The organism is Psychroserpens luteus (assembly GCF_015319355.1).
Taxonomy (GTDB): Bacteria; Bacteroidota; Bacteroidia; order Flavobacteriales; family Flavobacteriaceae; genus Psychroserpens; species Psychroserpens luteus.
Map to the genome: position 1 here is coordinate 122,494 of NZ_JADILU010000008.1, position 21,294 is coordinate 143,787.

Below are 21,294 nucleotides of genomic sequence, written 5' to 3' on the forward strand. Positions count from 1 at the left end.
ATACTATTATTGATATGTTATCATGAAAGGCCGAGGGATTAGACCCGTTGAAGCCTTAGCAACCCTTTATCTATAAAGAAGGTGCTAAATTCTACCTTAATTCTGTTGTTACAGAGTTTTAGGACAGATAAACAACACAAAAGTAAATTCTCTTACTTTCCTGATGACATTTTTATATATAAATTTTTATAAATGTCAGATATTTTACAAGCTTTACAAAAACGAATTTTAGTCCTCGATGGTGCCATGGGAACCATGTTGCAACGTTATAATTTTTCCGAAGAAGATTTTAGAGGAGAACGTTTTAAGGATTATCCAACGTCATTAAAAGGAAATAACGATTTGTTATCCTTAACGCAACCTCGGGCTATTGCAGATATTCATAAACTGTATTTTGAAGCTGGAGCAGATATCGTAGAAACCAATACCTTTTCTGGAACAACAATCGCTATGGCAGATTATGATATGGAAGATTTGGTTTACGAATTAAACTACGAATCTGCAAAAATTGCCAAGCAAGTTGCTAATGAATTTACTAAAACAAATCCAAATAGACCTCGTTTTGTAGCAGGTAGTATTGGGCCAACAAATAAGACAGCAAGTATGTCTCCAGATGTCAATAAACCAGAATACAGAGCCATCACATTTGATGAATTAAGAATAGCCTACAAATTACAAGTTGAAGCTTTAATTGATGGTGGTGTTGATGTGCTTTTGGTAGAAACTATTTTTGATACGCTCAATGCCAAAGCAGCTTTGTTTGCTATTGAAGAAGTGAAAGAAGAACGCCAAATAGAGATTCCAATTATGGTGTCTGGTACGATTACAGATGCTTCGGGACGAACATTATCTGGTCAAACTGTAGAAGCCTTTTTAACTTCAATTTCTCATATTCCTTTATTAAGTATTGGTTTTAATTGTGCTTTAGGAGCAGAACAACTCAAGCCTTATTTACAACGATTATCTCATGAAACTGAGTTTTACACCTCTGCACATCCTAATGCAGGTTTACCAAATGCTTTTGGAGAATACGATCAATCTGCAAAACAAATGCAAGCATTAATTGAAGACTATTTAAAAGACGGATTAATCAATATTATTGGTGGTTGCTGCGGAACAAATCCAGAGCACATAAAAGCCATTGCAGACGTTGCAAAAAATTATCAACCAAGACAAACTAAAGTGCACGCATAATGGCAGACAGTGACTGTAGAAAATATTTAACCTTATCCGGTTTAGAACCTTTAGTAGTAACTCCAGAAAGTAACTTCATAAACGTAGGAGAACGAACGAATGTAACAGGTTCACGAAAATTTCTAAGATTAATAAAAGAAGAAAAATATGATGAAGCACTCAGTGTAGCTAGAGATCAAGTAGAAGGTGGTGCGCAAATTCTGGATGTCAATATGGACGAAGGCATGCTCGATGGTAAATATGCCATGGTGAAGTTCTTAAACCTTATTGCGTCTGAGCCAGATATTGCTCGTATTCCGTTGATGATTGATAGCTCAAAATGGGAAATCATTGAAGCAGGATTGCAAGTGGCTCAAGGTAAATGCGTCGTCAATTCTATAAGTTTAAAAGAAGGTGAAGCTGAGTTTAAGCGTCAAGCAAAATTGGTGAAACGTTATGGAGCTGCAGTAATTGTGATGGCTTTTGACGAAAAAGGGCAGGCAGATACTTATGAACGACGAATAGAAATTTGCGAACGTTCTTATAAAATATTGGTAAACATTGTCAACTTTCCACCTCAAGACATCATTTTTGATCCTAATATTTTTCCTGTCGCAACAGGCATGGACGAGCATCGTTTAAATGCTCTGGATTTTTTCAATGCCACCAAATGGATTCGTGAAAATCTCCCATACGCAAATGTGTCAGGAGGTGTGAGTAATGTGTCTTTTTCTTTCCGCGGAAATAATACCGTTCGGGAAGCTATCAACTCTGCATTTTTATATCACGCCATTCAACATGGGATGACTTTAGGTATTGTGAATCCAACTATGTTGGAGATTTATGATGAAATTCCGAAGGACTTATTACAATGTGTTGAAGATGTGTTATTTAATAGACATGAAGATGCAACAGAACGTCTTTTAGATTTTGCAGAAACCGTAAAAGGCAATAAAAAACAAGATGTTACTAAAGTTTTAGAATGGCGAAGTGAATCCTTACAAGATAGAATCACACATAGTCTTGTCAAAGGTATTGATCAATTTATCATTGAAGATACAGAGGAAGCAAGATTAGCAGCAGACAAACCAATAAGAGTTATTGAAAGTAATCTAATGATAGGGATGAACGTTGTTGGAGATCTCTTTGGAAGTGGGAAAATGTTCTTACCTCAAGTAGTGAAATCTGCTCGTGTCATGAAAAAAGCAGTTGCCTATTTACAACCATTTATTGAAGCAGAAAAAGACGGAAAACAAGAATTTGCAGGACGTATTTTAATGGCTACAGTAAAAGGTGATGTGCATGATATTGGTAAAAATATCGTGAGTGTCGTTTTAGGATGCAATAACTACGAAATTATAGATTTAGGCGTTATGGTACCACCAGAAAAAATCATTGAAACTGCTATTAGAGAAAATGTAGATGTGATTGGATTAAGCGGATTAATCACACCATCACTTGATGAAATGGTTTACGTCTCTCAAGAAATGGAAAAGAAGAACTTAAATATTCCGTTGATTATTGGAGGAGCAACCACATCGCGAGCACATACTTCTGTTAAGATTGCACCAAAATACAGTAATACAGTTGTACATATTAATGACGCGTCTAGAGCAGTGACTGTTGTTGGTAATTTACTCCAAAAAGACAATCGAGTTTATAAAGAACAAATACGTGAAGAGTACGATAAATTTAGAGATCAGTTTTTAAAACGAGGTAAGAAAAAGGATTATATCACTATTGAAGATGCTCGAAAAAACAAATTTAAAATAGATTGGAGTACTTCGGAAATTGTAAAACCTGAACAGCTTGGGATTCAAATTATAGAAGATTTTGACATCACAACATTAGAATCTTTTATTGATTGGAGTCCGTTTTTTAGAAGTTGGGATCTCCACGGGAAATATCCAGATATTCTAACAGATGACGTTGTTGGACCACAAGCAAAAGAGTTATTCAAAGATGCAAAAGAACTTTTAAAACAAGTTTTTGATGAGAAACTGTTGAAAGCAAAAGCTATTTTCGGTTTATTTCCTGCAAACACAGTTAATGATGATGATATTGAAATTTATGATGACAACGGAAATATAAAAACTACATTTTTATCGCTACGTCAACAACTAAGCAAAAGAGAAGGCATCCCAAATATTGCTCTGGCTGATTTTATTGCTCCAAAAGATTCAGGAGTAAAAGATTATATGGGCACATTTTGTGTGTCAACAGGATTTGGAACTGCAGAATTAGCAAAACAGTTTGAAGCAGATCATGATGATTATAATTCAATCATGATAAAAGCATTGGCAGATAGACTAGCAGAAGCCTTCGCAGAATACTTGCACAAAGAAGTTAGAACAAAATTTTGGGGCTATGCTTCCGAAGAAAATCTAACTAATGCTGAGTTGATCAAAGAAACGTATAAAGGGATTCGTCCTGCACCTGGTTATCCAGCATGTCCAGATCATTTAGAAAAGAAAACCATCTGGAAATTATTAAATGTTGAAGAAAATATTGACGTAAAGTTAACAGAGAGTTTAGCAATGTGGCCAGCAGCAAGTGTAAGTGGTTATTATTTTGGAAATCCAGAAGCGAAGTATTTCGGATTAGGAAAAATAACAGAAGATCAATTAAAAGATTATGCAAAACGAAGACACATAAGTGAAGATGAAGCTAGGAAATGGTTGAATCCAAACCTTGCAGAAACTTAACAATTTCTTAGAATTGAGAACATATTTACATTTAAACTAAATAGTAATCTTGTATTTAAATTTTAAATACAAGACAATGAAAAAATATAAAATAGAAATAAGATTTGTATTGCAATTAATACTGTTAACTACAGTGTCTTTATTAGCAGCTTATTTCGTGTCAACATGATAAAATGAAAGTAACCGAACATATAAAAAATGCTAACGGAAATGCACAATTTTCCTTTGAGATTTTACCACCTTTAAAAGGGCAACATATTCAATCTATTTTTGATAACATCGATCCTTTGATGGAGTTTAATCCACCATTTATTGATGTAACGTATCATCGTGAAGAATATACGTTTAAAGATGCTGGTAATGGGTTGTTAAAAAAGCAAATCGTAAAAAAACGACCAGGAACCGTTGGGATTTGTGCAGCCATTCAAAATAAATATGGAGTAGATGCAATACCTCATATTTTGTGTGGCGGATTTACAAAAGAAGATACAGAGAATTTTCTTATAGACTTAGATTTTTTAGGTATTGATAATGTTATGGCTTTACGTGGTGATGCAGTAAAAACGGAAACCTATTTTAAGCCAGAAAAAGAGGGTCATGCGTATGCAAATGAGTTGGTGAATCAAATTTCAGAATTAAACAATGGTGTGTATTTGGATGACCAATTACAAAATTGTTCTGAGACTGACTTTTGTATAGGTGTTGGCGCATATCCAGAGAAACATATGGAAGCTCCAAGTTTGGATAGCGATATTCATTTTTTGAAAAAGAAAATTAAAAGTGGAGCAGAGTACATTGTCACACAAATGTTTTTTGATAACGATAAATATTTCAAGTTTGTAGATAAATGCAGGAGCGAAGGTATTACAGTACCTATAATTCCTGGATTAAAACCTATTGCTACTAGGAAGCAGTTAAATTTAATTCCGCATCGTTTTCATGTCGATTTACCAGAAGATTTAATTATTGAAATTGTAAAATGTAAAGACAATAGTCAAGTGAGACAAGTAGGTATAGAGTGGTGTATTAATCAATCTAAAGAATTACAAAAAGCTGGAATTCCTGTGTTACATTATTATTCTATGGGTAAAAGTGATAATATAAAAGCGATTGCCGAAGCGCTATTTTAAAACTCTAATTTTCATTTTTGCGTATGCTTTTTAAAGCGTTAGGATTATTTACATACTTTTGCGCTCTATTTTAATCTATGAATCGTTTTTTAGCCTACCTATTTTGTTTGTTCTGCACCTTTGCTTTTGCACAAGAAGAAGATCCTAATCTTTTTACTTTAGATGCGAGTTTGTTCTACGGAACAATTTTAGAACACAATCCAGATATTTCTCATTTAATCACAGATCATCCAAGCGGATTGATTTTAAGCTACAATAAAAAAACCTTCGGATTTAAAGATTGGGAAAGCAGATACAACTATCCAGATTATGGGTTTTCATTCATCTATCAAGATATGAAAAATAAGTTTTTGGGAGAGAACTATAGTTTATATGCGCATTATAATTTTTATTTTTTAAATCGAAATCTTAACTTTAGAATAGGTCAAGGGATTGCTTATACAACGAATCCTTATGATAAGAATACCAACTATAGGAATAATGCTTATGGTTCAGATTTGATGAGTTCTACTTATTTAAAGTTTAATTATAAAAAAGAGAATATCGTTAAAGGTTTTGGTGTGCAAGCAGGATTATCGGTCATACATTATTCTAATGCCAATTTTAGAGCACCAAACTCATCTACTAATACATTAGTATTTAATGTTGGAGCTAACTATTTGTTCAATTATGAAAAAGAACCAGATTACATCCCAACTTCCGAAGAAAAAAAATACAAGGAAAACATAAAGTATAATTTTGCTTTAAGAAGTGGTATCAATGAAAGTGATGTAATTGGTGTTGGTCAGTATCCGTTTTACATCGTTTCAGCTTATGCAGATAAACGATTGAATAGAAAAAGTGCCATTCAAGTTGGAGCAGATGTATTCTTTTCTAAATTTTTAGAAGAATTGATTACATATTACTCTGTTGCTTTTCCTGAGTTAGATGTTACTGGTAATGAAGACTGGAAACGTGTTGGAGTTTTTGTTGGTCATGAGTTATTTATCAATAAAATGTCTTTTGTTGCGCAATTGGGTTATTATGTATATTATCCATACGATTTTGAAGGACGCGTGTACAACAGAATTGGTTTAAAACGTTATTTTGGTGATAAATTATTTGGAGCTATTACACTTAAATCTCATGGTGCAAAAGCAGAAGCAGTTGAATTTGGAATAGGTATAAGATTATGAAAAGACTAGTTTATACAGTGTTTACAATCCTTCTATTATCGTGCAATGGTGAGAATGCACCAGACTGTTTTCAGAATTCAGGTGATATTATTGAAAAGGAATTTGATGTTGAAGTGTTTACTGAGATTACTGTGTTTCCTCGTGTTGAATTAATCGTCACAGATGGACCAATACAAAGTGTTCTAGTACAAACTGGTGAATATTTAATGAGTGATATTGAAGTTAAAGTAGAAGGTGGTCGCTTAGAATTATACAATAATAATGCGTGTAATCTCACTCGTGATTATAGTCTCACAAAAGTTTTTGTGACCACTCCAAATCTTTCCGAAATTAGAAACGGTTCTAGTCTCACTGTGAGTAGTCAAGGTGTTTTGAGTTACGAAGTTTTGAAATTGATCTCTGAAGATTTTTCTGAAGATGACGCAGTAAATGCAGATGGTAATTTTCAATTAGAAGTTGATTGTAATAGGCTCAATGTAGTGGTTAATAATTTGTCATCTGTTTTTGTTAGTGGCGAAGTTAATAATCTGTTTTTAGGATATTATTCTGGTGATTCACGTTTTGAAGGTCGAAATTTAATAGCTCAAGATGTTCATGTTTTTCATCGTAGTAGTAATGACTTTGTTATAAACGCACAACAATCCTTAACTGGCGAAATTAGAAGCACAGGTGATGTGATTTTGGTTAATACACCTCCAACTATTGATGTTGAGCAGTTTTATACTGGACAACTTATTTTTGAGGATTAATAATTAAAATTTAATTTTTTGAAATGTTTGACTTTTCATCAAGTAGCATCAAGAACTCAGCAATAGGTAATTCTTTACTGTTGTTTTTTGAAAAGATGATCTTAAGGATAGAAAAGTAACCTATGCCCTCCAATTGCGTAAAGTAAAATCTTTTTAGAAAACTATTTGATGTTGTTTTAAACAGATAATAAGTCATTCCATTTATTTCAAATGATTTTAATGCAGTTATACTTTTGTAGTCAACATGTTGATTGTTAAAAAAGACTGCTGCATCTGTATATTCAAGCTTTTTTTAAGAAGCGTATAATAAAAAAACAAGTATAGCTAAAGTCCAAGTTACATAATCCCAAAATTGATTCAAATTAAAAAGGCTAGTGATTATATATGCCACTAAGATTACAAACCAAGACATAAAATACTTTTTAAACTTAATGTTTGCAGATATTCTTGTTCGTTTCTCCATCTATTTAGTTTTAACTCGTCAACTCCCTAAATAAACTCTCTAAACTCGCATTTTTTTGATTTAGCTGAAGAATTTTCAATTCATTATCATGAGCAAAATCAAACACGTGAGAACGCATATCTTTACCAGTAGAAAATGTGATTTCATAAATAAAATCATGTGTATTTTTAACGGTTTTGGCGTTAGGAAGTTTCAGTAGAAAAGCATCTTCAACACGGTAATCAAACTCTACGATAACGGTTTGTTCTTTCTCATCACGTAAATCTTTAATCTTTTTATCTGCAACGATTTCACCTTTATTTATAATGATGACACGATCACAAATAGCTTCAACTTCTTGCATAATATGAGTTGATAAAAATACCGTTTTATCTTTACCAATATTCTTAATCAAATGTCTAATATCTACTAATTGATTAGGATCTAATCCAGTAGTTGGTTCATCTAAAATTAAAACTGCTGGATCGTGAAGTAAAGCATTAGCCAAACCAACACGCTGTCTATATCCTTTAGAAAGCTGACCTATTTTCTTGTGAGCCTCAGGTGTTAAACCAGTGAGTTCAATAACATCATTTATCCTGGTTTTAGCAGTTTTATAAATACCAGCATTAAATGTGAGGTATTCTTTGACATACATTTCTAGATATAAAGGGTTGTGTTCTGGTAAATAACCCACACTTTTTTGCACATCTTGCTTGTTGGTTTCAACATCAAACCCATTGACTTTGGCAACACCTTGCGTTGCGTTAATGTAAGTCGTTAAGATTTTCATTAATGTCGATTTTCCTGCGCCATTAGGTCCCAAGAAACCAACAATTTCTCCTGTATTAACAGAAAATGAAATATTATTTAGGGCTTTTTGATCGCCATAAACTTTTGAAATGTTTTCAACCTCAATAGACATATTTTAATTTATTTATTCAAAAATACTAATTATTGCTAATGACGTACTTTAAATTATGAATTCTTTAATTCTGAAATGCAAAACATAAAAAAAATAGTCTAACAATTTTGATTTCTTAAAAATATAAGTACATTAGCATCATAATAACGACATGAATACATCAAATAATACATATTATAACTGGTTTTATTTCTTTTTTAGCGAAAAGTAAGAGACGTTATATGTATAATTTATAGGTAATAAATATAATATGAGTCTCGATGAAAATCGAGACTTTTTTTATAGAATAATTTTAGAAATTTAAAATAGATTGATTAAATCAGTAGCCATACAAGGAGTTAAAGGATCGTTTCATCACATTGTGTCACAGCAATATTTTGATGAGAATATTGTGGTGGACGAGTGTATGACATTTGATGCTGTAATTGATAGTATCATAAAAGATAAAAGTGATGCAGCAATTATGGCAATTGAGAATTCTATTGCAGGATCAATTATACCAAATTATGCACTTATTGATACTCATAATTTACATATCGTAGGAGAACACTATCTTGATATTCAACATCATTTAATGGCATTGCCAAACCAGACGATAGATGATATTAAGGAAGTATATTCACATCCTATGGCTTTGTTGCAGTGTAAAGCATTTTTTAAACAATATCCTCATATTAAATTAATAGAAGATATTGATACCGCTCAAGTAGCACAAAGAATTCAGGAAAATCAAACTACAAATATAGCAGCTATTGCATCGCGTTTGGCAGCTCAATTGTTTGAACTTAATATCATTTCAGAGAGCATTCAAACCATAAAGCATAACGAAACACGTTTCTTTATTGTAAGGACGAAAAATTCTGAAATACCAGAAAATGAAATCAACAAAGCATCTATAAAATTTGAATTAGATCATAAAAGAGGAAGTTTAGCAACTATTTTAAATGTATTGAGTGATTGTATGTTAAATTTAACAAAGATTCAATCACTTCCTAAAATAGAAACCCCTTGGAAATACGCCTTTTTTGTTGATGTCACTTTTGAGTCTTATAAAGACTATGACAAAGCAAAATCAATTATGAAAATTATGGCGCAAGACTTAAAAGTTTTAGGAGAATATAAAAACGCAAGACTATGATAGAGGTTGCAAAACGTTTACAAAATGTAGAAGAATACTACTTTTCTAAAAAGTTAAGAGAAGTCCGTTTGCTTAAATCTCAAGGTAAGCCAATTATTAATTTAGGTATTGGTAGCCCAGATATGGATCCTCCAGAAGCTGTTCTCAATGCACTTGTAGAAACCTTTGAAGACGATGCAGCACATAAATATCAAAGTTATCAAGGTATTCCCGAATTGAGAGAAGCCATCGCTAATTTTTATAAAACACATTTTGATGTCAATTTAAGTGCGCAAACCGAAGTGCTTCCATTAATGGGAAGTAAAGAAGGGATTTTGCATATTTCTATGGCATTTTTAAATCCAGGCGATGAGGTTTTAATTCCAAATCCTGGTTATCCAACCTATAAATCGGTGACAAATTTAGTTGGAGCAGTTCCTGTTTTCTATGATTTAACACAAGAGTCAAACTGGTGTCCAGATTTTGTGGCTTTAGAAAAAAGAGGTGTTGAAAACGTGAAAATTATGTGGGTTAATTATCCTCATATGCCAACAGGAGAAAATGGATCTGTAAAACTGTATGAAGAATTGATTCGCTTTGGTAAACGTTATAACATATTGATTGTTAATGATAATCCATATAGTTTTATACTTAATCGTTTCCCTAGAAGTATCCTAAAATACAAAGGTGCAAAGGATGTGTGTCTAGAATTAAACTCGTTAAGTAAAACATTTAATATGGCAGGATGGCGAGTAGGAATGTTATTGGGGCGACATGATTACATAAACGCAGTATTACGTGTAAAAAGTAACATGGATTCTGGGATGTTTTTAGGCATCCAAAAAGGAGCTATTGAGGCTTTGAAAAGTTCAGATATGTGGTTTAAAAGCTTAAATAGCGTGTATGAAAAACGACGAAAAATCGTTTGGCAAATTGCAGATGCACTCAAATGCACCTACAATAAAGGCGCTTCAGGATTATTTGTTTGGGCTAAGTTGCCAGAGCATATAGAAGCAGAAGACTATATAGATTTAATACTAAAAGAAAAGTCGGTTTTTATTACACCAGGAACCATTTTTGGTAGCAATGGTGAAGGCTATATAAGATTTTCATTGTGTGCTCCTGTAGCTGAATTAGAAGAAGCATTAGCAAGATTAAAATAAAAAATATCTTTTTTTCTTCGGAAGAAAAGCACTGAGTGAATTATAAAATTTCCGAAGAAAAAGGAATTTAAACATGAATAACATATACATCATAGGCATTGGGTTAATTGGCGGAAGTTTAGCAATAGACATCAAGTCTAATTATGTAGATGCTAAAATCTTTGGGATTGATTCTAATGAGGATCATTTAGATGAGGCATTGAGTATCAATTTAATTGATGAAAAAGCGACTTATGATGATTTGCATCATGCAGATTTGGTCATCCTTTCAATACCTGTAGATAAAGCAGTAATAGAATTGTCAAAAGTTTTAGACGTGATTGGAGAACAAACCTTAGTAATAGATGTTGGTTCTACAAAATTACCCGTTTGTAAGTCTGTTGAAAATCATAAAAACCGACGCAATTTTTTAGCAACACATCCTATTGCAGGAACTGAATTTTCTGGACCAAAAGCAGCGATAGCTAATTTATTTCAAAAGAAAACAAACATCATTTGCGAAGTAGAAAAAACAACTTTTAAGCTTCAAGAGAAAGCTTTACAACTTTTTCGAGACTTAGGGATGCGTATTCGTTACATGAATCCTGAGGCTCATGATAAACATATTGCCTATGTGTCTCATTTGTCACATATTAGCTCATTTATGTTGGGTAAAACAGTGATTGATAAAGAGAGAAATGAGCGCGATATTTTTGATATGGCAGGAAGTGGTTTTGAAAGTACAGTACGATTAGCAAAAAGTTCGCCAGCAATGTGGACACCAATATTTAAGCAGAATAGAGAAAATGTTATAGAAACTCTAGATGAATACATCAATAACCTCAAGCATTTTAAAACGCTTATGGAAGCAGATGATTTTGATGCCATTTATAATGAAATGAAAAATACAAACCATATTAAAGACATTTTAAAAGGATTGGTTTAAGATAACAGTAATACCAAAATAAAAATTAAGTAAAAAAGAACGGACTTTGTTTTCTTCGGAAAACGGACTCAAAAGACCAAAAGCAATGGAAAACAAAAAAGAAATGAGAACATGGTTGGATGACTTAGGGTTAAATCACCCATTAGTTATTGCAGGACCATGCAGTGCAGAAACCGAAGAGCAAGTGTTAAAAATAGCACATGAGCTAAAGGATACAGACGTTAATTATTACAGAGCTGGTATTTGGAAACCAAGAACACGTCCGGGGAATTTTGAAGGCGTTGGTGCTTTAGGTTTAAAGTGGTTACAAAAAGTAAAAGCAGAAACAGGAATGAAAACCTGTACAGAGGTTGCTAATAGAAACCACGTAGAATTAGCATTAGAGCATGATATTGATTTATTATGGATTGGAGCACGTTCTACAGTGAGTCCTTTTATAATGCAAGAAATTGCAGATGCTCTTAAAGGAACAGATAAAATAGTTTTAGTAAAGAATCCGGTAAATCCAGATTTAGCTTTATGGTTAGGTGGTATTGAAAGGTTATATACTGCTGGAATTAAAAATTTAGGAGCTATTCATAGAGGATTCTCAACGTATGAGAAAACTAAATATAGAAATATTCCTGAATGGCAATTGGCTATTGAATTTCAAAATAGATTTCCAGATTTACCATTAATCAATGATCCATCGCATATCACAGGTAAGAGAGATATGATTTTTGATGTGTCTCAAACTGCATTAGATCTTAATTTTGATGGTTTAATGATAGAAACACACTTTGATCCAGATAACGCATGGAGTGATGCAGCGCAGCAAGTAACACCAAAGTCTTTGGTTAAAATCATGGAAGATTTAAAAATTAGAAAAGAATCTGATCCTGAAGCTGAATATAACAAAGAGCTTAATAATTTAAGAGCTCAAATTGATGTTGTAGATAGTCAAATTATTGAGTTATTAGGTAAACGAATGAAAGTTGCCGATGGTATTGGAGGACTTAAAAAACAAAAAAACGTTGCAGTTTTACAAAGCAAACGTTGGAATGAGATTTTAGGTAAAATGGTTTTAGATGGTGATGAAAAAGGACTAAGTGAAGAATTTATCTTACGTATGTTTAAAGCGATTCACCAGGAGTCAATTAATCATCAAGAGAAAGTTATTAATGGTTAGAAATTAACCTGTAAATATTTTAGCCTCATTAATTTGAGGCTTTTTTATGCGCTTTACTCATTGAAAAGTGTTGTTTGCTCATTGTTGGTTTTAATATGTAAGAGTTTCTAGTAGGTTTGATTTATAATTTTAAAACCAACATTATGAAATCACTATTACTTTTAGTCTCCATTTTAATGACCTCATTTGCTTTCGGGCAACATGAAGTTTTAGGAACAGTTACAGATTTACTAGGGCAAATAGCTTCAGTAAATGTGACCGTTAAAAACTCAAAAACAGGAACTTTTACAGATATAGATGGGAATTATACCGTCAATGCAAAACCAACAGATACTTTGCAATTTACTCATATTGGTTATAAGCCTGTGGATGTGATTATTGGTAACTTAAAAAGAATTGATGTTAATTTAGATGGTTTTCAAGAATTGGATGAAGTTGTATTAGTAGGCTATTCATCAGCTAGTTGTGCTAGTGTTATAAGATGTTCTTGGCATATAGTTTATGTGACTGATGAACACAGTAAAAGAATTAATGATTCTGAAACCATCAAGCTCTACCCAAATCCATCAAAGGATGGCATCTTTAATATTAAGCTTCTAGAAGATGTTTCCGAAGTAAAAATTATAGTTGCAGATTTAACAGGTCGTATCATTTTAAATAGAGCAGAAAGTAAACTCAATTCTAATTTTGTTGTAGACTTATCAAATCAACCAACTGGGATTTATATTATTAATGTGTCTTCTAATGGCACGCAAATTGCTTCTAAAAAAGCAATTAGAATCTAGATTATTATTGATATAAATCGAAAAGTCAATTAAAAGTCTATTTTTGTTACGAAAGAATATTCTTTCTCACTCAACAACTAGATAACATACTTATGCAGAAAAAAATTACATTATTGTTACTGTTAGTAGCATCATCCACTGCAGTAATTGCTCAAGGAGAATTAGGACCAATAACAATTACTCACGGAAAAGAAATTGAGGCAGACAAAGAGAAAATTGTTAAAATAGCTGGAGAGGCTAATGGTAAAATTTACACCTTAGCAACTAAAGGTAAAAACTTTTATATCAAAGTGTTTAACTCTACAGACATGGATTTAATTTCGGTTAATGAAATTGAAATGGACGATTTTATTGATAAAGAACCTGTTTTTGAAGAAATAGCTGTTTTAAATGATAAAATTTACATTATTGGTAGTGTTTATGACAGAAAAAATAAAATCAACAATTTGTTAGCTGTAGAAATTTCTGAAGACGGAAAATTAACAACAAACACAATTAAGTTGTTTTCAACTGAGGTGACCAAAAACAGAGAAAAAGGGGCATTCTATTTTAAGCACTCACCTAACCAAGATAAACTTTTAATAATGCATGCGTCTTTATTTGATAAAGAGGAAATCATGCAATATGAAATTAAATTGGTCAATGAAAACCTGGATATTGTGACATCACATTTAGAAAGAGTATCATTTGAAGACAGAAAAGATTTAGAATTTACAATTGCAGATTTTGATCTTACATTTGAAGACGACATATTTCTTGTCATTAACGAAAGTTATAGAGATAGAAAAGCAAAAAAGAATATTGAGAAATTTGAAGTTCACGCCTTTAAAAAAGCAAGTGATTATAACCAAGAAGTTATAAATATTGACTTTACAGGAAAAGAAGTTATTAATTGTGAAATGTTGATGACAGCAAATAATACACTTAATTTAGTTGGTTTTTATTCTAGTGTTAATAAACGTGGAAAAGCCAATTGGAAATTAAAAGGTATTTACTCTGCAACTATAAACGCTTCTTCAAACGAAGTAACCAATTTAAAATTTAATGTTTTTGATTTTGAAACAAAGGCTAAACTTATTGGAGAGCGTAGAGCTAAAAAAGATAAAGATATTCCGCCTTATTATTCAACGCATAGTTTAATTGAAAAAGAAGATGGAGGTTTAATTTTTCTTGCAGAATACAGACAATCTATCATAGGTAGATCATCAGGAATTGGTATTGGAGGTTTAGGTATTTCATTTACGCCAATTACATTTTTTACTAATGAAATTATCGTGACTTCACTAAATGCTGATGGTTCTGTAGAATGGGCTAATGTTATTGCAAAAGACCAAAAAGCAAGTTTTACAACCATGTCTGTTGGGATGTATGGTTTCTCAAGTGGTTCTAATTTTTCAGTAGGAGTTGGTGTAACAGTTCCTTTAGCGGTTTTAGGAAAAGGACCTGAGTATTTAGGAGCCATTCCTATTTATACCAATGGAGAACTTACAGTTGTTTTTAATGACAACAAGAAAAATATGGGAGTTACAGATATTGAAGAAATTAAAAGTCTAGGAAACTACAATAAAGCAATTCCAACAGCTTTTATGTTCAATAAAGATAATGGAGATATCACAAGGATTGATCCAGAAGAATTACAAAAAGATCAATTAATTCTAAGACCAGGAGTTTATCATATCATAACTAATAAAGAGTATCTTATTTATTCTTCAAGAAGATCTGAAGATAAGTTAGGTCGTATGATCATAAACTAACTTTTTATTTTACTTATATAAAAGACCATCAATCGATGGTCTTTTTTTGTTGGTTTAAACACTTATTATTAGCATCTTTGTTATAATGACAGGACTCGTTTATAAATCTACAGGAAGCTGGTATACAGTTAAAACTAATCTTGGTGCTACTTATCAATGTAGAATCAAAGGCAAGTTTCGACTAAAAGGTATCAAAAGTACTAATCCTATTGCGGTTGGAGATATTGTTGATTTTGAATTGGAAACCAATAACGATGATGAAACTGGAGTGATTCATAATATTCATGAGCGTACTAATTACATTGTTCGTAAATCGGTCAATCTATCCAAACAAACGCACATTATTGCATCTAATGTAGATCAAGTATTTTTATTGGTTACCATTGATAATCCGCCAACATTCACAAGTTTTATAGATCGATTTTTGGTCACAGCAGAGGCTTATCATGTTAAAACAGTTTTACTTTTTAATAAAGTAGATACCTATAGTGAAGAGACTTTAGATGAGGTGAGATATTTAGCTCATGTTTATAGAAATATAGGTTATGAGTGTATTGGTATTTCTGCGGAAACAGGAAAAAACATAGACAAGGTCAAAGCATTAATGATAGGCAAGGTAAGTATGTTTGCAGGTCACTCTGGAGTTGGTAAATCAACTTTAGTTAATGCCATTGAACCTGGTTTAGATTTAAAAACAAAAGCCATTTCGTCACAGCATAGTCAAGGTCAGCATACAACCACATTTGCAGAAATGTTTGACTTAAGTTTTGATGCTAAAATTATTGATACACCAGGAATTAAAGGTTTCGGGATTGTTGATATGGATAAAGAAGAAGTAGCCGATTATTTTCCAGAATTTTTTAAACTCAAACAAGATTGTAAGTTTAATAACTGCCTTCACAAAGAAGAGCCTAAATGTGCTGTTAAAGACGCATTGGATAGAGATGAAATTGCTATTTCAAGATATAGAAGTTATCTTCAAATTTTAGAAGGCGAAGATGAGCATTACAGGACAGATAATTGGGAAGAAAAATAATTAATTCAATTTTTATTAACTCTGGATTTTAAATCTTAAAATATTTTGAAAGCAGTCGTACAACGTGTCTCAAAGGCTTCAGTAATTATTGAACGTGAAAAAGTGGCCAACATCAATTCTGGTTTGTTAGTGCTTCTAGGTATTGTTGATGATGATACTCAAGAAGATATAAAATGGCTCTCTAATAAAATTTCTAACCTTCGAATTTTTTCAGATGAAGATGGGATTATGAATACATCACTACTGCAAACCCAAGGTGATGCAATTGTTGTGAGTCAATTCACTTTACATGCAAGTACAAAAAAAGGAAATCGACCAAGTTATCTCCTGGCAGCAAAACCAGATGTTGCTATTCCACTTTACGAAGCATTCGTGAAACAATTAGAAACAGATTTAGGTAAGAAAGTACAAACTGGTCAATTTGGAGCAGATATGAAAGTTGAATTACTCAACGATGGTCCAGTTACCATAATTGTCGATACCAAAAATAAGCAGTAGTGGCATCAATTTTCGGACACGGTTTAGTCGCATATACAGTTGCAAAAGTTGTAGATTTTAAGTCCTGTAAATTGTTAGTTTTTCTAGCAATTGGATCTTCCATATTACCAGACTTAGATGTTTTAGGGTTTTCCTTTGGTATAGATTATTTACATCCTTTAGGTCATCGAGGTTTTACGCATTCCATTTTATTTGCATTGCTTTGGAGCGCATTACTTGCTTTTTTCTTAGGAAAGTCTAGAAAACTAATTTTTGCTGTTGTTTTATTTTTGTCAACGGTTTCTCATGGTCTATTAGATGCTATGACAAGTGGAGGAAAAGGTGTCGGTTTTTTTATTCCTTTTGAAAACTCAAGATATTTCTTTCCTTTTAGAGAGATAAAAGTATCACCAATAGGAGTTGAAAAATTCTTTTCAGAATGGGGAATTAGGGTTATTTTGAGTGAAATTAAATATATAGCTATTCCGTGCCTCATAATTTTGGTAACTTTGTTTTTTACTAGAAAACGAAAATCATGAACATTAAAAACGCACAATTAGAAGTTGACACATGGATAAAAGAACATGGTGTACGGTATTTTAACGAACTTACTAATATGGCACAACTTACAGAAGAAGTAGGTGAGGTCGCAAGAATAATTGCAAGACGCTATGGTGAGCAAAGTGAAAAAGAAAGCGATAAAAATAAAGACTTAGGAGAAGAGTTGGCAGATGTGGTTTTTGTAGTTTTGTGTTTGGCAAATCAAACAGGTATTGATTTACAAAGTGCTTTCGATAAAAAATTAGATTTAAAAACCAAACGAGATCACGATAGGCATCACAATAATGATAAACTAAAATAAAACTTGTTTTTCGAGTCATTGACTAGTTAAAAGTTGCAAGTATCTATTTATGACAATACAACTTCACAAATCTTCAATAAAGAAACAATCTAAGATTACAATTACTGGCTCTAAAAGCGAGTCTAATAGATTGTTATTACTTCAAGCATTATATCCAGAATTAGAGGTTGGTAACGTTTCAAACTCTGACGATTCTGAGGTGATGCAAAAGGCTTTAGCTTCCGAAGAAAAAATAATTGATATTCACCATGCAGGAACTGCGATGCGTTTCTTAACTGCCTATTTTGCGAGTAAAGAAGGTAGAGAAGTTGTGCTTACGGGTTCTAAACGAATGAAAGAGAGACCAATTGAGATTTTGGTTGATGCTTTGAATCAATTAGGAGCAGAGATTTCTTATTTAGAAACACATGGTTGTCCGCCAATTAGTATAAAGGGGAAAACGCTTACTAAATCTAAGGTGACTTTAAATGCTAATGTGAGTAGTCAGTATATTTCAGCATTATTATTAATAGCGTCGAGTTTAGAAAACGGACTGGAATTAACTCTTGATGGTGAAATAACATCTATTCCATATATAAATATGACACTTGATTTATTAAATCAGGTTGGGATACAAACAACATTTGAAGATCAAGTAATTGTTGTAAAGCCAAAAAGAGACGCGCTTAAAACAAAAAGCCTTACTGTAGAGTCAGATTGGTCTTCTGCATCCTATTTTTATAGTATTGTGGCTTTAAGTCCTGTTGGGACAGAAGTGAAATTATCATCATATAACGAAAAATCCTTGCAAGGAGATTCTGTATTAGCAGAAATTTATAAATCATTTGGAGTAGAAGCCATTTTTCAAGGCCATTCTATTTTGCTTAAAAAAGGGGAGAAGTCAGTAAGTGATTCCGTAGAATTTCAGCTTAATAATTCTCCAGATATTGCTCAAACAATTGCAGTTACATGCTTAGGTTTAGGGATTAAATGTCATCTTACTGGTTTACATACCTTAAAAATCAAAGAAACCGATAGATTGGTCGCGCTTCAAAATGAACTTCAAAAATTAGGAGCTAAGATTGATATTACCAATGATTCTCTAACATTATACAAAACGTCAAAAATCAATACAAACGTTGCTATTGCTACATATAACGACCATAGAATGGCAATGGCTTTTGCGCCTTTAGCTCTTAAAACTCATTTAAATATTGAAGATTATATGGTGGTTTCCAAATCATATCCAACGTTTTGGGATGACTTAGAAACACTCGGTTTTAAATTTTCTAAATAAATACTGCGTTTTACTTGACAAGGCCTATGTTGAGATTGTATATTTGCGACTTGTAAAAACGTATGCGATATAATTGCAATTAGTAACAAGTATTAGAAATTGATACTTTTTTGAATTGCTAAATTTATATTCGACATAAAAATAATTAAACAATAACTTATGAAATTATCACACTTCCATTTTGATCTTCCAGATGAATTATTAGCTGAGCGTCCTTCAGATATTAGAGACGAGTCAAGACTAATGGTTTTGGATAGAAAAAATCAAACCATCGAGCACAAACTATTTAAAGATGTCATCGATTATTTTGATGAAGGTGATGTGATGATTTTGAATAATACCAAAGTGTTTCCTGCACGTTTATATGGTAATAAAGAAAAAACTGGTGCAAGAATAGAGGTTTTTTTATTGAGAGAACTAAATGAAGAACAACGTCTTTGGGATGTTTTAGTTGATCCAGCACGTAAAATTAGAATTGGTAATAAATTGTATTTTGGTGACGATGAAACTTTAGTTGCTGAGGTTATTGATAATACAACTTCAAGAGGTAGAACATTACGTTTCTTATATGACGGTTCTTACCATGAATTTAGAAAAAAATTAACTGAGCTTGGAGAAACTCCACTTCCTAAATATATTCAAAGAGAAGTTGAGCCAGAAGATGCAGAACGTTACCAAACTATTTTTGCTAAAAATGAAGGCGCAGTAGCAGCACCAACAGCAGGTTTGCACTTTTCTAAGCATTTACTAAAGCGTTTAGAAATTAAAGGTGTTCACTTACCAGAAGTAACGCTTCACGTTGGTTTAGGAACTTTTAACCCAGTTGAGGTTGAAGATTTATCTAAGCACAAAATGGATAGCGAAGAGATTTATGTTACAAAACCAGCTACAGATATCATTAATAGAGGTATTGCTGAAAAAAGACGTGTATGTGCTGTAGGAACAACTGCAATGCGTGCTGTAGAAAGTTGTGTATCGTCTAGCGGAACATTAAATGAGTTTACAGGATGGACTAATAAATTTATCTTTCCTCCTTATGAGTTTAGTATCGCTAACAGTATGATTACAAATTTTCATACACCAAAATCTACATTATTGATGATGGTATCTGCATTTGCAGGTCATGATTTTATGAAAAGAGCTTACGAAGAAGCGGTTAAAGAAAAATATCGTTTTTACACTTATGGTGATGCGATGTTGATTATCTAAAACATCATTATAAATTATAAATAGAAGCCTTATGTCACAGTAAGGCTTTTTTTATGCTTCGGAAATTTTAAACTTTTAAGCCATATCATTAACAGAAAAATGGTTTGATTACCTTTGCATTATTATTAAAGTGAATTTTGAGCTTAAATAATTAAGACATCTATGGATATTAAAAAGAAAGACATACGAGCATTAACAAAAGTGCAATTAAGAGACTTTTTTGTTGAAGAAGGAGATAAAGCATTCCGTGGAAATCAAGTTTACGAATGGTTGTGGAGCAAAGGCGCTCATACTTTTGAAGATATGACTAATCTCTCCATAGCAACTAGAGACATGTTAGAAAGCAACTTTGTTATTAATCATATCAAAGTTGATCAAATGCAAAAGAGTAGTGATGGTACCATTAAAAATGCTGTAAGATTGCATGATGGGTTAATTGTAGAATCTGTTTTGATTCCTGTTAAAAACCGTACCACTGCATGTGTTTCTAGTCAAGTAGGTTGCAGTTTAGATTGTAGGTTTTGTGCAACATCACGTTTAAAACGTATGCGAAACCTTAATCCAGATGAAATTTATGATCAAGTCGTTGCTATAGATAAAGAGAGTAGATTATACCATAATAGGCCTTTAAGTAATATTGTATTTATGGGTATGGGAGAGCCTCTCATGAATTACAACAATGTACTCAAAGCCATAGATAAAATTACATCACCAGAAGGTCTAGCAATGTCGCCAAAACGTATTGTGGTTTCCACATCTGGTGTGCCTAAAATGATCAAGAAAATGGCAGATGACGAGGTGAAATTTAAATTAGCTGTATCTCTGCATTCTGCGATTGATGAAATTAGAACATCTATAATGCCATTTAATGCGACGTTTCCTTTGGCAGATTTAAGAGAAGCATTAGTCTATTGGTATGAGAAAACCAAAAATAGAATTACTTATGAGTATGTCGTTTGGGATGGTATAAATGATACTAAAAATGATGTTGAAGCCTTGATTAAATTCTGTCAATTTGCACCAAGTAAAGTTAATTTAATAGAATATAACCCTATTGATGATGGCGAATTTCAGCAAGCAAAATCAAAAGCAATAGATATGTATGTGTCTATGTTAGAAGCTAATAATATTACGGTAACCGTTAGGCGTTCTAGAGGTAAAGATATTGATGCTGCTTGTGGGCAACTTGCTAATAAAGCATAAAAAAAAGCGACCATTTGGTC

At 32.4% G+C, this 21,294-nt stretch carries 19 protein-coding genes and 1 riboswitch; of the genes, 18 read left to right on the plus strand and 1 reads right to left on the minus strand.

What is annotated here, in order from left to right:
* Window positions 1-14: 14 nt before the first annotated feature.
* A riboswitch (SAM riboswitch) is annotated at window positions 15-134 on the plus strand.
* A 58-nt stretch (window positions 135-192) separates the two neighbouring features.
* The 5 genes from IM744_RS17750 (at window position 193) to IM744_RS17770 (ending at window position 6,932) form a co-directional block, all read left to right on the plus strand.
* Window positions 193-1,194, plus strand: a complete 1,002-nt coding sequence (locus IM744_RS17750; protein ID WP_194509518.1) for a homocysteine S-methyltransferase family protein — start codon at window positions 193-195, stop codon at window positions 1,192-1,194.
* Window positions 1,194-3,878, plus strand: a complete 2,685-nt coding sequence (gene metH / locus IM744_RS17755) for a methionine synthase (protein WP_194509519.1) — start codon at window positions 1,194-1,196, stop codon at window positions 3,876-3,878. The genes IM744_RS17750 and metH overlap by 1 nt, the downstream gene beginning before the upstream one ends.
* A gap of 173 nt (window positions 3,879-4,051) precedes the next feature.
* Entirely contained in the window at window positions 4,052-5,008 is a 957-nt protein-coding gene (metF, locus tag IM744_RS17760; protein WP_194509520.1) for a methylenetetrahydrofolate reductase [NAD(P)H], read from the plus strand.
* A gap of 77 nt (window positions 5,009-5,085) precedes the next feature.
* On the plus strand, window positions 5,086-6,183 hold the full coding sequence (locus IM744_RS17765) for an acyloxyacyl hydrolase (protein WP_194509521.1): 1,098 nt from the start codon (window positions 5,086-5,088) through the stop codon (window positions 6,181-6,183).
* Window positions 6,180-6,932 (plus strand): head GIN domain-containing protein, encoded by a 753-nt coding sequence (locus IM744_RS17770; protein WP_194509522.1) that lies wholly within the window; start codon window positions 6,180-6,182, stop codon window positions 6,930-6,932. Before IM744_RS17765 ends, IM744_RS17770 begins: the two co-directional genes overlap by 4 nt.
* A 473-nt stretch (window positions 6,933-7,405) precedes the next feature.
* Here IM744_RS17770 and gldA read toward each other — a convergent pair whose 3' ends face one another.
* Window positions 7,406-8,299: a gliding motility-associated ABC transporter ATP-binding subunit GldA gene (gene gldA, locus IM744_RS17775; RefSeq protein ID WP_194509523.1), complete on the minus strand. Its 894-nt coding sequence runs from the start codon at window positions 8,297-8,299 to the stop codon at window positions 7,406-7,408.
* A 310-nt stretch (window positions 8,300-8,609) separates the two neighbouring features.
* On the opposite strand from gldA, the gene IM744_RS17780 reads away from it, so the two are divergent.
* The 13 genes from IM744_RS17780 to rlmN all read left to right on the plus strand — a co-directional run bounded on the left by IM744_RS17780 (window position 8,610) and on the right by rlmN (window position 21,274).
* Window positions 8,610-9,437: a prephenate dehydratase gene (locus IM744_RS17780; protein WP_194509524.1), complete on the plus strand. Its 828-nt coding sequence runs from the start codon at window positions 8,610-8,612 to the stop codon at window positions 9,435-9,437.
* Window positions 9,434-10,579, plus strand: coding sequence for a pyridoxal phosphate-dependent aminotransferase (locus IM744_RS17785; RefSeq protein ID WP_194509525.1), 1,146 nt, complete (start codon window positions 9,434-9,436; stop codon window positions 10,577-10,579). Before IM744_RS17780 ends, IM744_RS17785 begins: the two co-directional genes overlap by 4 nt.
* A gap of 73 nt (window positions 10,580-10,652) precedes the next feature.
* Window positions 10,653-11,504, plus strand: coding sequence for a prephenate dehydrogenase (locus IM744_RS17790; RefSeq protein WP_194509526.1), 852 nt, complete (start codon window positions 10,653-10,655; stop codon window positions 11,502-11,504).
* An 85-nt stretch (window positions 11,505-11,589) separates the two neighbouring features.
* The gene (locus tag IM744_RS17795) at window positions 11,590-12,672 is read left to right on the plus strand and encodes a bifunctional 3-deoxy-7-phosphoheptulonate synthase/chorismate mutase type II (protein ID WP_194509527.1); all 1,083 of its coding nucleotides are present in this window, start codon (window positions 11,590-11,592) and stop codon (window positions 12,670-12,672) included.
* 143 nt (window positions 12,673-12,815) lie between these two features.
* The gene (locus tag IM744_RS17800) at window positions 12,816-13,457 is read left to right on the plus strand and encodes a T9SS type A sorting domain-containing protein (protein ID WP_194509528.1); all 642 of its coding nucleotides are present in this window, start codon (window positions 12,816-12,818) and stop codon (window positions 13,455-13,457) included.
* Between the two features lie 92 nt (window positions 13,458-13,549).
* Window positions 13,550-15,211: a hypothetical protein gene (locus tag IM744_RS17805; RefSeq protein WP_194509529.1), complete on the plus strand. Its 1,662-nt coding sequence runs from the start codon at window positions 13,550-13,552 to the stop codon at window positions 15,209-15,211.
* An 85-nt stretch (window positions 15,212-15,296) separates the two neighbouring features.
* Window positions 15,297-16,247 carry a ribosome small subunit-dependent GTPase A gene (gene rsgA, locus IM744_RS17810; RefSeq protein WP_194509530.1) on the plus strand — a complete coding sequence of 317 codons (951 nt, stop codon included), beginning with the start codon at window positions 15,297-15,299 and terminating at the stop codon, window positions 16,245-16,247.
* Window positions 16,248-16,292: 45 nt separating this feature from the next.
* Window positions 16,293-16,745, plus strand: coding sequence for a D-aminoacyl-tRNA deacylase (gene dtd, locus IM744_RS17815; protein WP_194509531.1), 453 nt, complete (start codon window positions 16,293-16,295; stop codon window positions 16,743-16,745).
* Window positions 16,745-17,263 (plus strand): metal-dependent hydrolase, encoded by a 519-nt coding sequence (locus tag IM744_RS17820; protein WP_194509532.1) that lies wholly within the window; start codon window positions 16,745-16,747, stop codon window positions 17,261-17,263. Before dtd ends, IM744_RS17820 begins: the two co-directional genes overlap by 1 nt.
* Window positions 17,260-17,586: a nucleotide pyrophosphohydrolase gene (locus IM744_RS17825; protein ID WP_194509533.1), complete on the plus strand. Its 327-nt coding sequence runs from the start codon at window positions 17,260-17,262 to the stop codon at window positions 17,584-17,586. Before IM744_RS17820 ends, IM744_RS17825 begins: the two co-directional genes overlap by 4 nt.
* Window positions 17,587-17,635: 49 nt before the next feature.
* On the plus strand, window positions 17,636-18,862 hold the full coding sequence (locus IM744_RS17830; protein ID WP_194509534.1) for a 3-phosphoshikimate 1-carboxyvinyltransferase: 1,227 nt from the start codon (window positions 17,636-17,638) through the stop codon (window positions 18,860-18,862).
* 159 nt (window positions 18,863-19,021) lie between these two features.
* On the plus strand, window positions 19,022-20,071 hold the full coding sequence (gene queA / locus IM744_RS17835; RefSeq protein ID WP_194509535.1) for a tRNA preQ1(34) S-adenosylmethionine ribosyltransferase-isomerase QueA: 1,050 nt from the start codon (window positions 19,022-19,024) through the stop codon (window positions 20,069-20,071).
* A 162-nt stretch (window positions 20,072-20,233) separates the two neighbouring features.
* On the plus strand, window positions 20,234-21,274 hold the full coding sequence (rlmN, locus tag IM744_RS17840; protein WP_194509536.1) for a 23S rRNA (adenine(2503)-C(2))-methyltransferase RlmN: 1,041 nt from the start codon (window positions 20,234-20,236) through the stop codon (window positions 21,272-21,274).
* Window positions 21,275-21,294: the final 20 nt, after the last annotated feature.